At 65.2% G+C, this 13,594-nt stretch carries 17 protein-coding genes; 12 read left to right on the top strand and 5 right to left on the bottom strand.

Going from position 1 to position 13,594, the window contains the following annotated elements; all coding sequences use genetic code 11:
• Positions 1–347: 347 nt before the first annotated feature.
• The 5 genes from BACI348_RS00795 (at position 348) to rplI (ending at position 3,787) form a co-directional block, all read left to right on the top strand.
• Complete coding sequence (locus BACI348_RS00795) at positions 348–1,757, top strand: amino acid permease (RefSeq protein ID WP_159823514.1); 1,410 nt, start codon at positions 348–350, stop codon at positions 1,755–1,757.
• Positions 1,758–1,995: 238 nt separating this feature from the next.
• Entirely contained in the window at positions 1,996–2,301 is a 306-nt protein-coding gene (gene rpsF / locus BACI348_RS00790; protein ID WP_015939036.1) for a 30S ribosomal protein S6, read from the top strand.
• 73 nt (positions 2,302–2,374) lie between these two features.
• Positions 2,375–2,950: a single-stranded DNA-binding protein gene (locus BACI348_RS00785; protein WP_050057158.1), complete on the top strand. Its 576-nt coding sequence runs from the start codon at positions 2,375–2,377 to the stop codon at positions 2,948–2,950.
• A 127-nt stretch (positions 2,951–3,077) separates the two neighbouring features.
• Entirely contained in the window at positions 3,078–3,317 is a 240-nt protein-coding gene (gene rpsR, locus BACI348_RS00780; protein WP_003800144.1) for a 30S ribosomal protein S18, read from the top strand.
• Positions 3,318–3,334: 17 nt separating this feature from the next.
• Positions 3,335–3,787 (top strand): 50S ribosomal protein L9, encoded by a 453-nt coding sequence (gene rplI / locus BACI348_RS00775; protein WP_050057159.1) that lies wholly within the window; start codon positions 3,335–3,337, stop codon positions 3,785–3,787.
• A gap of 76 nt (positions 3,788–3,863) precedes the next feature.
• On the opposite strand, the gene BACI348_RS00770 is transcribed toward rplI, so the two are convergent.
• The gene (locus tag BACI348_RS00770; RefSeq protein WP_159823513.1) at positions 3,864–4,286 is read right to left on the bottom strand and encodes a DUF1801 domain-containing protein; all 423 of its coding nucleotides are present in this window, start codon (positions 4,284–4,286) and stop codon (positions 3,864–3,866) included.
• 57 nt (positions 4,287–4,343) lie between these two features.
• Between BACI348_RS00770 and BACI348_RS00765 the strand changes: the two genes are divergently transcribed.
• From BACI348_RS00765 to BACI348_RS00755, 3 genes are all read left to right on the top strand, one after another.
• Complete coding sequence (locus BACI348_RS00765; protein ID WP_442858479.1) at positions 4,344–5,210, top strand: PhzF family phenazine biosynthesis protein; 867 nt, start codon at positions 4,344–4,346, stop codon at positions 5,208–5,210.
• A 111-nt stretch (positions 5,211–5,321) separates the two neighbouring features.
• Positions 5,322–5,948 (top strand): FMN reductase, encoded by a 627-nt coding sequence (locus BACI348_RS00760; protein WP_159823512.1) that lies wholly within the window; start codon positions 5,322–5,324, stop codon positions 5,946–5,948.
• Positions 5,949–5,998: 50 nt separating this feature from the next.
• Positions 5,999–6,361, top strand: coding sequence for a TFIIB-type zinc ribbon-containing protein (locus BACI348_RS00755; protein ID WP_159829650.1), 363 nt, complete (start codon positions 5,999–6,001; stop codon positions 6,359–6,361).
• 66 nt (positions 6,362–6,427) lie between these two features.
• Here BACI348_RS00755 and BACI348_RS00750 read toward each other — a convergent pair whose 3' ends face one another.
• Both BACI348_RS00750 and BACI348_RS00745 read right to left on the bottom strand, forming a co-directional pair.
• The gene (locus BACI348_RS00750) at positions 6,428–7,000 is read right to left on the bottom strand and encodes a hypothetical protein (RefSeq protein WP_159823511.1); all 573 of its coding nucleotides are present in this window, start codon (positions 6,998–7,000) and stop codon (positions 6,428–6,430) included.
• Positions 7,001–7,002: 2 nt separating this feature from the next.
• Positions 7,003–7,275 carry a hypothetical protein gene (locus BACI348_RS00745; protein ID WP_159823510.1) on the bottom strand — a complete coding sequence of 91 codons (273 nt, stop codon included), beginning with the start codon at positions 7,273–7,275 and terminating at the stop codon, positions 7,003–7,005.
• A 665-nt stretch (positions 7,276–7,940) separates the two neighbouring features.
• Between BACI348_RS00745 and dnaB the strand changes: the two genes are divergently transcribed.
• Positions 7,941–9,323 carry a replicative DNA helicase gene (gene dnaB / locus BACI348_RS00740; RefSeq protein WP_159823509.1) on the top strand — a complete coding sequence of 461 codons (1,383 nt, stop codon included), beginning with the start codon at positions 7,941–7,943 and terminating at the stop codon, positions 9,321–9,323.
• A gap of 56 nt (positions 9,324–9,379) precedes the next feature.
• Here dnaB and BACI348_RS00735 read toward each other — a convergent pair whose 3' ends face one another.
• Entirely contained in the window at positions 9,380–10,351 is a 972-nt protein-coding gene (locus BACI348_RS00735) for an acyl-CoA thioesterase (RefSeq protein WP_159823508.1), read from the bottom strand.
• Between the two features lie 255 nt (positions 10,352–10,606).
• Entirely contained in the window at positions 10,607–11,041 is a 435-nt protein-coding gene (locus tag BACI348_RS00730) for a DoxX family protein (RefSeq protein WP_159823507.1), read from the bottom strand.
• Between the two features lie 109 nt (positions 11,042–11,150).
• Between BACI348_RS00730 and BACI348_RS00725 the strand changes: the two genes are divergently transcribed.
• The 3 genes from BACI348_RS00725 to BACI348_RS00715 all read left to right on the top strand — a co-directional run bounded on the left by BACI348_RS00725 (position 11,151) and on the right by BACI348_RS00715 (position 13,591).
• Positions 11,151–12,503 carry an MATE family efflux transporter gene (locus BACI348_RS00725; RefSeq protein WP_159823506.1) on the top strand — a complete coding sequence of 451 codons (1,353 nt, stop codon included), beginning with the start codon at positions 11,151–11,153 and terminating at the stop codon, positions 12,501–12,503.
• 25 nt (positions 12,504–12,528) lie between these two features.
• Positions 12,529–13,119, top strand: a complete 591-nt coding sequence (locus BACI348_RS00720) for a hypothetical protein (protein ID WP_159823505.1) — start codon at positions 12,529–12,531, stop codon at positions 13,117–13,119.
• Positions 13,120–13,225: 106 nt separating this feature from the next.
• A complete protein-coding gene (locus BACI348_RS00715) occupies positions 13,226–13,591 on the top strand; it encodes a hypothetical protein (RefSeq protein ID WP_159823504.1) in 366 nt (121 codons plus the stop codon).
• The last annotated feature ends 3 nt before the right edge of the window (positions 13,592–13,594 follow it).

Here is a 13,594-nt window from a genome sequence, read left to right as displayed (position 1 = left end):
GGGGTCCAGCAAAGCCGTCCGCTCAGAGCGTCCAGCCCGGTACCCAGCCGTGGAGTCAATATAGCCACAGGTCAGATCAAGGCACCACCTGGTAAGCGCTGGATTTCATCAAGATTTCCCAGATGCCTGGCAGGAATCAAGCGGTGCACACCGCGCCGCGCAAGTGGAGCGTTGCCCGGTTTGGCGGTTCGATTTTTGTGCTGATGCACAGCCTTGCGGCTGCTGGCGGCGTCTAGGGTGGGAGAAACTTGTGATCAACCGCACTGGATGGCGGCTTTTCCGGCCGGGCGCCGAGCGCTGCCGCACCAGGCCATCCATTTCCCAGAGAACCAAAGGACGGCGCACCCATGCCCGCTGACCAGCAGTTAACAAAGTCGCTCAAGCCGCGGCACCTGTCAATGATCGCCATCGCCGGTGTTATCGGTGCCGGGTTGTTCGTGGGGTCCGGCGCCGCGATCCAGCAGGCGGGCCCCGGAATCCTGCTGGCCTACATGGCCGCTGGCATCGTAGTCATCCTCGTGATGCGCATGCTCGGCGAGATGGCTGCCGCAAACCCCGAGACGGGCTCGTTCTCCACCTACGCAGACAAGGCGTTGGGCCGGTGGGCGGGCTTCAGCATCGGGTGGCTTTACGCCTGGTTCTGGATCATCGTGCTCGGCATCGAAGCCACTGCCGGCGCCGCAATCATGCACCGCTGGGTTCCCGGCATCGACCAGTGGGTCTGGGCCCTGGTCCTGATGGTCCTGCTGACCCTCACCAACCTGGGCTCCGTGAAGTCCTACGGCGAGTTCGAGTTTTGGTTCGCGTCCATCAAGGTCGCTGCCATTGTGCTCTTTCTGCTGTTCGGCGTGGCCGCCATCCTGGGACTGGTCCCGGGCGTCCCGGCACCCGGGCTGGACAACCTGATCGGAAACGGCGGATTCATGCCCAACGGGCCGGGAGCTGTACTCGCCGGCGTCCTGGTAGTGGTGTTCTCCTTCTTCGGCGCCGAAATCGCCACCATCGCGGCCGGTGAATCCGAAAACCCCGTGGACGCGGTGAAGAAGGCAGTGAAATCAACCGTCTGGCGCATCCTGGTGTTCTACATCGGTTCCATCGCCATCGTTGTCACCCTCCTGCCCTGGAATGATGCCAACGTGGCCAAAAGCCCCTACGTGGCAGTCATCGAGCTCTTCGGGATCCCCGGCGCCGGCACCATCATGGACATCGTGGTCCTCACCTCAGTGCTGTCCTGCCTGAACTCCGGCCTCTACACCGCCAGCCGCATGCTCTTCTCACTTTCGCAGCGGGGCGACGCCCCGGCATCCTGGACAAGGATCTCCCGGCGCGGTGTGCCGGCAGCTGCAGTACTCGCCTCCACGGTGGTTGGCTTCGTCACGGTGGGCCTGAACTACATCGCTCCGGACACGGTCTTCCTGTTCTTGGTCAACACCTCCGGTGCCATCGCGCTGTTCGTGTGGCTCGTTATCGCCTCGTCCCAGCTAGTCCTGCGCAAGCGCATGGGGGCTGCCGCCAAGGACCTTGCCCTGAAGATGTGGCTGTTCCCGTACCTGACCTGGCTTTCCATTGCCGGCATCGTGGCCCTGCTGATCGGCATGGTCATCCTGGAGTCCACCCGCGAGTCCCTGTTCCTGTCGCTTGCGCTTGGTGCCGTGGTGGTGGCCATCGGCGTGTGGCGCTACCGGAAGGGCGGGCCCGCAGGACCACGCGCCGCCGATACCCGGGACGTTCCGGTCGGCGCGGAACACTCGGCCTAGGGGGAGGTTTCGGCGGCGGTTTTCCACATAGCCGGATTTGTCCTGCCGCCGGGTCAACCACGGGCATAGCCTTGGAGTCAAGCGCGAATCGCCTATCCGGTCCAAATGCACTAAGATATTGAAGTCTGTGCTGCGTCCTGCTTCCGTTCCTGGCGGCAGGGCATCGCATGGCATCGCAAATGAACCTCCTGTTACGGAAATGCCGTAACCGCTTAGCCCAAAGGAGGTGGGTTCACATATGCGTCCTTACGAATTGATGGTAATCATCGACCCCGAGGTCGAAGAGCGTACCGTTGAGCCGTCGCTTCAGAAGTTCCTGAACGTCATCACCAACGATGGTGGAACCATCGAAAAGGTTGACATCTGGGGCCGTCGCCGTCTGGCTTACGACATCAAGAAGAAGTCCGAAGGTATCTACGCCGTGGTGAACTTCACCGCCAAGCCGGAAACCGCCAAGGAACTTGACCGCCAGCTGTCTCTTAACGAGACCATCATGCGCACCAAGATCACCCGCCCCGAAGAGCAGAAGGTTGTTGCTGAGTAATTCAGCACCAGTTTTCATTCTTTACCCCGCAGGAAACGCACTCTTCACCCAGGATCGAACAAGGAGGCAGTAGATGGCAGGCGAGACCACCATTACGGTCATCGGTAATCTCACCAATGACCCGGAATTGCGGTTCACACCGTCCGGTTCGGCAGTAGCGAACTTCACCATCGCTTCCACCCCCCGCACCTTTGATCGCCAGTCCAACGAGTGGAAGGACGGGGAAACCCTGTTCCTCCGCGCCGCCGTGTGGCGTGAAGCAGCCGAGAACGTCGCCGAGTCCCTGACCAAGGGCATGCGCGTGATCGTTACCGGACGCCTGAAGAGCCGTTCCTACGAAACCAAAGAAGGCGAAAAGCGCACCGTTATCGAGCTTGAGGTCGACGAAATCGGCCCCAGCCTGCGCTACGCCAATGCCAAGGTCAACCGCACCCAGCGCTCCGGCGCCGGCGGGCAGGGCGGCTTTGGCGGCGGCAACAGCGGCGGTGGCTTCGGCGGCGGCAACTCTGGTGGAAACCAGGGCGGCAACTCCGGCGGAGGCTGGGGCGGCGGCAACCAGCAGGCTGCACAGGACGATCCCTGGGCTACGCCCGGTGTCTCCAACGCAGGCGGCTGGGGCAACGGCCCCGATTCCGAACCTCCCTTCTAACAACCAATAAAGGCCCGACGCCGGGCCCGCCCAAAGTGCCGCAAGGCACCCGGGGCGGAGGCCGCCGCCGGACCACCACCATCCCGTGGATCAATATCCACGGGCTCCCTAGAATAGGAGCTCCACGATGGCTAAGGCTGAACTCCGTAAGCCCAAACCAAAGTCCAACCCCTTGAAGGCCGCTGACATCACTGTCATCGACTACAAGGACGTAGCATTGCTGCGCAAGTTCATCTCCGACCGCGGAAAGATCCGCGCCCGTCGCGTCACTGGCGTTACGGTGCAGGAACAGCGCAAGATCGCACAGGCAATCAAGAACGCCCGCGAAGTTGCCCTGCTGCCTTACTCCGGCGCTGGCCGCGGCTAAGGAAGGGATTAACTAACATGGCAAAGCTCATTCTGACCCACGAAGTAACCGGTCTCGGTGCTGCTGGCGATGTTGTCGAGGTCAAGGACGGTTACGCACGTAACTACCTGCTCCCCCGCAACTTCGCCCTGACCTGGTCGAAGGGTGGCGAGAAGCAGGTTGAGTCCATCAAGGCTGCCCGTGCCGCCCGCGAGCACGCTTCCCTGGAAGACGCTCAGAAGCAGGCTGCTGCACTCTCCGCCAAGCCGGTCAAGCTGGTCGTCAAGGCTGGCGAGACCGGACGCCTGTTCGGCACCGTCAAGCAGGGCGACGTCGCTGACGCTGTTGAGGCCGCTGGCCTTGGCCGCATCGACAAGCGCAAGGTTGAACTGCCGGCACACATCAAGTCGGTTGGTTCCTACCAGGCCAACGTCCGTCTCCACGACGACGTTGCTGCTGTGATCGAACTCGACGTAGTGGCAGGCAAGTAGTCTTTACGGCTACCCGCTCCTGAACTGCACAAAAGACCCCCGCTGCCGGATTCCGGCGGCGGGGGTCTCTTGCATGTCACGGGTTATGCAGGTCCGCCATAACGTGCCGGTATCCGGTCCGGATCATCTCGGCCAGGATTTCGCGGTCCACATCCCGGAGCCTGCTGATGTAGAGGCACGCTGCCCCCGTCTTGTGTTTGCCCAGCGCGGCCAGGAACCGGTCCGCGTCCGGGCCGTAGGTGAGTCCGTACAGGGCCAGGTTTGCTTTGCGCGGGGAAAATCCGACGGCGGCCGCGTCACCCTCGCGCCCGCTTTCGTAGCGGTAGTGGTACCGGCCGAAGCCAACGATCGTAGGACCCCACATCACCGCCTCCTGCCCCGTGACGCCGTGCATGAGTTCCAGCAGCTCGAAGCCGTCCGCCCGTCTGCCCGGGTGCTCCACTGACGCCAGGAATTCCTCAACACGTGCCGTGGTGGGTTGGGTCTTGTTCTCTGCCATGGACGTAGTGTCGCAGACCCGCCCGGCAGCTGCCAGCATCGGTGATAGCCTGCAGCGGTGACTTCACCATCCCCGCGTTCCGGACCGCTGCGCAGCCGCCTCTTCCATCAGGTCGACGTCTTCTCCAGTGAGGCGTACCGCGGCAACCCGCTCGCCGTTGTCCTGGACGCCGAGGGCATAACGGGGGAGCGGATGCAGCAGTTTGCCAACTGGACCAACCTGTCCGAAACGACGTTCTTGCTGCCGCCTCAAGATGCCCGCGCCGATTACCGGGTCCGGATCTTCACAGGCAGCGAGGAGTTCCCGTTCGCCGGGCACCCGACGCTCGGTTCGGCCCACGCGTGGCTGGAGTCCGGGGGAGTGCCGAAGTCGGACGGGTTCGTGGTGCAGGAGTGCGCCGCCGGCCTGGTGAAGGTGAAGCACGACGCCGGGCGGCTGGCTTTCGCCGCGCCCCCGCTGACCCGCTTCGGCCCGGTGGAACCCGGCATCCGGCGCCAGCTGGCCGCAGGGCTGCGGATGCCGGAAGCATGCATCGTGGATGCTTCCTGGCTGGTCAACGGGCCTGAATGGGTCGGGGTGCTCCTGGAATCTGCCGATCAGGTATTGGCCATCCAGCCCGATGTCGCGGCGCTGGGCGCACTGAAAGTGGGGGTGATCGGCCGGCACGGGTCAGGTGCGGACGTGGACTTTGAGGTCCGCACCTTCATCCCGGGCGACGCCATGATGGAAGACCCGGTGACGGGCAGTTTCAATGCCGGGGCGGCGCAGTGGCTGATCGGCAGCCACCGCGCTCCCCGGGAATACGTGGCCGCCCAGGGAACTGTCCTGGGGCGGGCCGGGCGCATCCACGTCACGGCCACAGAGGATGACATCTGGGTGGGCGGGCATTCCGCCACGTGTATCCGCGGCAGCGTGTTGCTGTAACACCGTGCTGCTTCAAAAGGGCGGACCGGGAATACTCCGGCAGCCCTCCCCGTTCGGATAATAGATGCATACGCATGTATGATGGAATGAACGAGCAACAGGAGAAGTGCCATGGAAACCCGCCGCATCACAGTCCTTTCCGCCGGACTCGGCGTACCGTCGTCGAGCCGCCTGCTGGCAGACCAGCTTGCAGCCTCCGCCGAGCGGCAACTCGGCGCGGCAGGCTACGACGTGACTGTGGACACCGTCGAACTCCGGGACCTGGCCGTGGATATCGCCAACAACTTTGTGACCGGCTACGCGGCACCCCGCCTGGCCGAGGTTATTGCCGGGGTCGAAGCCTCGGACGGCATCATCGCCGTGACTCCGGTGTTCAGTGCCTCCTACAGTGGCCTGTTCAAGTCCTTCATCGACGTCCTGGACCCGAAATCGCTGGATGGCAAGGGAGTCCTGCTGGGCGCCACCGGCGGGACGGACCGCCACCAGATGGTCCTCGACTACGCCCTGCGGCCGCTGTTCAGCTACCTCCGGACCAGGACCGCGGCCACCGGGGTATTCGCCGGCCCGCAGGACTGGGGCACATCGGACGACGGCGGCTCAAGCCTTGCCGACCGCGTCGACCGTGCCGCCGGTGAATTTACCCGCCTGCTGGAAGGGCCCCAGCCCGGACGGAAGCCGGCGCCGATGGAATCCCTGCCCTTCGAGCAGCTGCTGGCAGGCATCGCGGGCACCCGCTGACAGCCGAAGCCGCGGCGAACTTTCGGACTGTGCCGCTCGTTGTGCGGGACATGAAATGTCCCGTGGATTCCGTGGAACTGATGATGACCGAGCGCAGCGGTGTGGAGATCGACTACTGCCCGCAATGCCGGGGCGTGTGGCTGGACCGCGGCGAGCTGGACAAGATCCTGGACCGGGCGGCGGACGCTATGCCGGAGCCGTCTGCGGCGCGCCCGGACCCCGGGCTGGCACCCCCACCGCTCTATCCCAACTTCGAGCCGCGCGCCGCCGAACCGCGCGCCGCCTTCGACCCCCGACGGGAGCAGCGCGGCTACGACGATCGCCGGTATGACAAACGGGACCATGACCGGGACTACGACCGCCGCCGGCCCAAAAAGAAGGAAGGCTGGCTCGGCGAGCTTTTCGACTTCTAGTACCCTCCAGTACGCCGGGTCCAGCCTCCCGGTCCTTCCGGGTACGGCCTCGAGCAGGCCGGAACCTCAGTCCTGCAGCAGTTCGATGAATTCCCGTGCCTGCTTGATCGTGATGTCCGAATGCCGGGTGAGTGCCGTGGCCGCGGCCTCGGTGTCTCCACTGCGGGCCAGCGTGCGGATCCTGCCGTAGATCTCGTCGTTGAGCATGTTGCTGCTGACTTCGCGGGTGACATCGCCTTTACTGGCTATCGCCCGGTAGCGGTAGGGGAAGCGCTGCGGCTCGTCGTCGTCATCATCGTCAGCGGGCGCCGGGGACGCTTCAGGACTCCGGTAGGGCTGGGGGTGTGCCGCCAGCGCGCCCACCGCGTCGCGGGAGGCCCGGAGGCCTTCTCCCGTGGCCTCGTAGTAGAGCTTGATGGCTGCCATCGCCTGCCCTTGGGCAATCAGGGCATAGAGCCTGCGGTGTTCCTCCTCGGAGAGTTTGGCGGCGGCGGCGCGCGCCAGTTCGGCGGGGCTGGCCGCAGGCCCTGCCGGTTCACCGGCGCGGGCAGCCTTCCGCCTGCCGACGGCGCGGACGGCCAGTGCTACTCCGGCCACCACTGCCAGGAGGATAAGGACCGGGGCCACAAGCGATTCCATGTCTAACGCCGTTCTATGTGCTTCCTGGCAGCAGCCAGGTCCGATGATGCCTGGGCGTTCTGGCTGGGCCTGGTGTTGCGCTCAAGCTGCGCGCGGGCAGCCGTGGCAGCCTGGACCTGGGCCGCATAATGCTGCGCCGAGCGCTCCGCCAGGTCACGCTGGTATCTTTCGGCATCGGACACACCCGTGTCGCGCGGGCTCAGGGCCGTAAAAAGGCCCCAGATGAGCGCCACCAAAACGATCGCAGGCAAGAGGACCAGCAGTAGTTCGCCCATGCATAGAGCTTATGCCAGATCCGGGTTATCCACAGCAATATTCACCTCAATGCATGGCAGTCGGGTGGCGGGGCCCAACCGACCACCCGGACGGAATATGAGGGATGCCACAGAGCTCCCGCATTACCCGCCGGGCAGCCGGTGGGGGCGATTCTCCGCCACCGCCCGGCGACACGCGCTGTGGATGAAATTCCACAGAAGAAATATTTACTCCACACGCCAGTGAAGACGTTTCCGCAGGTCAGCGCGCTGGAGCCCGTCAAACTATTTTTGTTTCCACAGGTTTCCCCACAGGCTGTGCACAAGCTATGCCACGTACTGCACAGCTTATCCACAGCCCTGGACGCGTCCTGACTTTGAGGCTGGACCCATGGCGGCTAGCGTAGCGGGGTACCTGTTCTTCGGTGCCCCGGACGCCCTATCAGAGGGGTATCCGGCACGGTGGACAGAACCGCTGATCCGCCAGGAACCTCTGTTGTGGAAAACCTGTGGATAGTGGGGATAACTCCTATTGATGGCCGCTGCGGCGGCAAGCGGCCAGGATTGTCCGACCCCGCCGGTAAACCTGGACAGGTGGCGGAGCGCAGCTTTTCCACGCAACGCCTTAGCAGGATGGTTAGTCACCGGGCACCCACGTTCCCGGTACACAATGGAGGACGGCAGCTTTGTCTATAGCGCATCTGGACCCGGTCGAGGCCACCCGAGGATCGGACGCGAGCAGGAAGCCCCCGCAGGATATTGCCGCTGAGCAGTCCGTCCTCGGTGGCATGATGCTCTCCAAGGACGCCATCGCGGACGTCGTGGAGATCCTCCGCGGGCAGGACTTCTACCGCCCGGCGCACGAAACCATCTACGAGTCCATCATCGACCTCTACGGCCGCGGCGAACCGGCGGATGCCGTCACCGTCTCTGACGAACTCACCAAGCGTGCCGAGATCAACCGGATCGGCGGCCCCGCCTATCTCCATGAGCTGATCCAGACCGTCCCCACCGCGGCCAACGCCGGCTACTACGCCGAGATCGTCGCTGAACGCGCCGTCCTCCGCCGGCTCGTGAATGCCGGCACCAAGATCGTCCAGCTGGGCTACGGCTCGGACGGCGAGGTTGAGGACCTGGTCAACCAGGCCCAGGCTGAGGTATACGCCGTGGCCGAACGGCGCACCGCCGAGGACTACGTAGTGCTCAAGGACGTCATGGAGTCCACGGTGGACGAGATCGAGGCGTCCGGCCACCGCGGTGAAGGCATGACGGGCGTGCCCACCGGCTTCTTTGAGCTCGACGAACTCACCCATGGGCTGCACCCCGGCCAGATGATCGTTATCGCGGCCCGACCGGCCGTTGGCAAGTCAACGTTCGCACTGGATTTCGCCCGCTCCGCGGCCATCAAGAACAACCTGTCCACGGTGATGTTCTCGCTCGAAATGGGCCGGAACGAGATCGCCATGCGCCTGCTCTCCGCGGAGGCGACCATCGGCCTGCAGGACCTCCGCAAGGGAACCATCAAGGACGAGCAGTGGTCCAAGATCGCCACCACCATGGGCCGGATGAATGATGCCCCGCTGTTCATCGACGACAGCCCCAACATGTCACTGATGGAAATCAGGGCCAAGTGCCGCCGCCTGAAGCAGCAGCACGACCTCAAGCTGGTGATCCTCGACTACCTGCAGCTGATGAGCTCCGGCAAGAAAGTGGAGTCGCGCCAGCAGGAAGTCTCCGAGTTCTCCCGTGCGCTGAAGCTGCTCGCCAAGGAACTCCAGGTCCCCGTCATTGCGCTGTCCCAGCTGAACCGTGGGTCCGAGCAGCGCTCGGACAAGCGGCCCATGGTGTCGGACCTCCGTGAATCGGGCTCCATCGAGCAGGACGCCGACATGGTGATCCTGCTTCACCGCGAGGACGTCTACGACAAAGAATCACCGCGCGCGGGCGAAGCTGACATCCTGGTGGCCAAACACCGTAACGGTCCCACCAAGGACATCGTGGTGGCCTTCCAGGGTCACTACTCCCGCTTCGCCAACATGGCAGCCGACGCCGGTGGCGGAGGCTTCTAGGCAGAGCTGGCCCCTGCCCGGCCGGGGCGGCCGTGGAGGCTTTCCGCCGCTGGCCGTCAGCCCTGCGCCAGCAGGTGGTTGGGCAGCCGGTTACCCGGCGCCCTGCCCCTGATTTCCAGCAGCTCGCGGGCATGGGCGTGGAGCCTCTTGTCCTCGTCACTGACCGGTACCCAGGCGCGGACGGGCACTGAGTTGCCTTCGGCGTCGCGCGCCACCATCACCGTGAGGCAATAGGTGGTGAGCTCCAGTTCCCGGCTCTTGGGGTCGCCGGAGCGGACGTGGACGGCGATATGCATGCCCTTGGTGCCGGTGTACACCAGGCGGGCCTCCACCTCCACCACGTGGCCGATCAGCAGCGGGCGGTAGAACCGGACGCCGCCGGAGAACACCGCCACGGCGTCCATGCCGCAGTAGCGCGAGGCGCAGACGTAGGCAGCTTCGTCGATCCACTTCATTACAATGCCGCCGTGGACCTTCCCACCCCAGTTCACGTCAGTGGGCGCGGCCATAAAGCGGAGGGTCACCCGCTCCGCCGTGCCAGCATCGGTATATTCCTGCCGGTTCATGGCTTCGACAATCTGCTCGCGGATGTCGATACGGGCCAGGGCATGCCCACGTTGTTCGACCTCTTCGGCGGTGACGGGCTCAAACTGCTTCACCGGGATCGGTTTTCCGTCCTCCCCGACGGCCACGAAGATCACCATGCACTGGCTGCGCATGGTGGCAGCGCCGCCCTTGGGGTCGCCCGAGGACACAACGGTGCGGATGTGCATCGACGACCGCCCGGTGTAGACGATGGTGGCTTCCACCTCCACCATGTCCCCGCTGTTGACGGGGTCCGCGAAGTGGATGTTGCCCACGTAGGCCGTGACGCAGTACGACTTTGCCCAGCCCACCGCCGCCGCGTAGGCGGCCTTGTCCACCCACTCCAGGACGGTTCCGGCATCCACGGAACCGCTGTGGCCCACGTCCATGGGAACGGCCAGGAAGCGCAGGGTCACGGAGTTGGAGGCGCCGGTCTCAGTCATCCTGCGATCATACTGACGCCGCCGGTTACCGGCCGGTTCGGCCTGACGCGAAGACGGGACGGCACCTGCAGAAGCGTTATATGCAACTGCCCCGCCAGCCGGAGGGCGGACGGGGCAGCCTTCCGGCCGGCTAGGTGGAGGATGGGAAGGTGTACGGGTCAAAGAGGGGTTAAAGGCCGACGGCGGATGCGCACCAGGGTGCCCATCCGCCGTCGAGCGGTTCCGGCTGAGGTTCTGCCGGCTGAGATGGTCGGGTCAGGCCAGGATGGCCAGCTTCGAGTTGCTGCGGCCAAACAGGGCGCGGTCCACGGAAAGGCGGCCGGCACCGGTCAGTGCCAGGGCGAAAGCCGCTGCGGCGAGGAGCAGGACCAGTTCGTAGCCGCCGTTGGCGGCGAAAACGCCGGCGGAGGCATGCACCATAAACAGGGCCCCCAGCATATCCAGGGCCAGGAGGGCCGCGACCACACGGGTGAGGATTCCCAGGATCAGGGCGACGCCGCCGGCCAGTTCCAGCACGGCAATGGCCGGGGCGGCCACTTCCGCTGCCGGAATGCCCATCTTGGCGAAGGACGCCTGGGTGCCGGCGATGGTCCACTCGTTGAACTTCTGCCAACCGTGCGCTGCAAAGAGGAAACCAAGGATGATGCGGAGAGCGGTAATGGCGGTTGTGGTAAGTCGTGACTGGTTCATGGGCATCAAGTCTTCCCGGAAAATTGTTGAAGTGTCAACTATTTGCGTCACAATGTGCGCTTTGTCATGCTTGCGCGGACACAACCGGGCACCGGATTAAGCTGGCAAGGTGCCCCGCTTACCTGCCCCCGCGCATGCCGCTCCGCCAAAGGGACATGCCCGCGAAATACTCCGGCTGGCAGTTCCCGCTTTTGGCGCCCTGGTAGCCGAACCCCTCTTCCTGCTGGCGGACTCGGCGATTGTTGGCCACCTCGGCGTGGCGCAGCTGGCAGGTGTGGGGCTCGCGATGGCGGTGCTGCACACCGCCGTCGGCCTGATGGTTTTCCTGGCCTACTCCACTACGCCCGCCGTGGCCCGCGCGATGGGGGACGGGCAGCCGGGCAAGGCTCTGGCGGCCGGGCGCGACGGCGTCTGGCTGGCACTGCTGCTGGGTGCGGTCCTGGCCGTGGCCGGGTTCCTGGCGGTTGACCCGCTGGTCGGCCTCCTGGGCGCGGACGGCGACGTGCGGGCGTTCGCCGTCGACTACCTCCGCTGGTCAATGCCCGGCCTGGTGGCCATGCTGTTGATTTTCGCGGGTACCGGCCTTCTGCGCGGTCTCCAGGACACCCGGACACCCCTGGTGGTGGCAACGGCGGGTTTTGCCCTGAATATCATCCTGAACCTGTGGCTGGTCTACGGGCTGGGCTGGTCCGTCACCGGCTCCGCCGTGGGCACCAGCGTGGCCCAGTGGGCCATGGCCGCCGTCTACCTGGTGATGGTGAGGCGGAATGCCGCGGCCCATGGCGTGGGCCTGCTGCCGAGCTGGAGCGGCATCAGGAGCATGACCCGCGTGGGTTCGTGGCTGATGCTGCGCACCCTCAGTTTGCGCGTCGCAATCCTGGCCACCGTTCTGGTGGTGACGGCACAGGGTGAGGTCAACCTCGCTGCCCACCAGTTGGCCATGACCATCTTCTCCTTCCTCGCCTTCGCTCTGGACGCCCTCGCCATTGCCGCCCAGGCTCTGATCGGCAAGGAGTTGGGGGCGTCCAATCCGCGCAGGGCGCGGCAGCTGACCAGGACCATGACCCGCTGGGGACTCGGCTTCGGTGTGATCACCGGAGCACTCCTCGCGGTTGCCGCGCCTTGGGCGGGCGTCCTCTTCACCTCGGATCCCGAAGTCCAGTCAGTCCTGGCGGCAGCTTTGTGGATCATCGCGGCCGGGCAGCCCATTGCCGGCTACGTTTTCGTCCTCGATGGGGTGCTGATCGGCGCCGGGGACGCCAAGTACTTGGCGCTGGCCGGTGTGCTGAACCTGACCGTTTACGCGCCGCTTCTGATTGTGGTGGGCCTGTCCCGTGTCGGAGGTGCGCCCGGCCTGGCTTGGTTGTGGGCCGCCTTCGCGCTGGGTTACATGGCTGCCCGCGCCGTCACCCTTGGTGCCCGGGCCCGTTCCGACCGCTGGATGGTGCTGGGTTCGCCGTAGCAGGGACCGCCACTAAACTGGACCGGTGACGCAACCGAAAACCCCCGCAGGCACTGCTCCCGGAACGGCTCCCAGGGCTGACCTGTGGAAGCCGGTCCTCCTCCGTTCCGCAGCTGCCCTTGCCTTTGGGGCAGTCACCATCTTCTGGGCCGCACCGTCCGTCGAGGTTATGGGCTGGGCCGGCGGGCTCTACCTGCTGGCCACCGGCGTCCTCCTGGCCTGGGGTGTCAGGGCGGCAGGCTTTGAGCAGGAGAGCACGCCGGGCAAAGTGCTTTCGGCAGCCGGGTCCGTGGCGGCAGGCGCCGGGTTTGCGCTGGTGCTGTTGCATGGGGATCTCCTGTTTGGCGTTATCGCCTCCCTGGGCCTGGGTGTGGCCGGAGCCCTCGAGCTGTTCTGCGGGCTGAAGTTCCGGGGGAAGCATGTCCTGGCCCGCGACTGGATTGCCTCGGGAATCATCGGCCTGGGCACCGCAACCGTCCTGCCCTTCTTCATCAGCCTCGGCGCCCATGCCCTGCTGGGTGTGGCGGGCGGCGGGGCCATCATCTCCGGCGTGCTGTGGGCCCTTGCCGGGCTGACAATCCGGCACGATGTCCGCCGCGAAGCCGGAACGCCGTAAACTAGGAAGTGTCCGGTTCTACTTCCCGTAGAAAATCGATCCGGACGCATCACCGCACTACGCAGAACCAGGCCGGCCGGCGTGCCGCCTGCAGGGAGGAATCACCGTGGCAGACCAGCAACCAGGACATCCGCGCAGGCTGCGGACCTCGGTGAAGGGCCCGCTGATGTTCTCCGCGTTCTGGGCCGTTGTTGCCTTCGTTGCCGTGGTGATCTTCGCTTCGGGCGGCAGTGCGCGAACGCCCCGCTTCGACCTGGCTTTCACCGCCGCCGGCATCGCCTTCATCGTCACGCTGGTGATCGCGGCAATGCTCTCCATGAGCTACAAGGAGAACGCGGAGCACCTGGGCAAGGGTTCGGGGGTCAACCTCAGCTCATCCCCGAAGCCGTCCCACGGCTTCGGCGCTGCCACCCAGGACCCTGCCGCATCCCCCGAAGCACCCGACGATCAGGACCCACGCCGGGCACCCTGAGGC

Source organism: Arthrobacter sp. 9AX, assembly GCF_902506095.1.
Lineage (GTDB): Bacteria > Actinomycetota > Actinomycetes > Actinomycetales > Micrococcaceae > Arthrobacter.
Note: the sequence above shows the minus strand (reverse complement) of the source record. Positions and strands in the feature narration are given on the sequence as shown.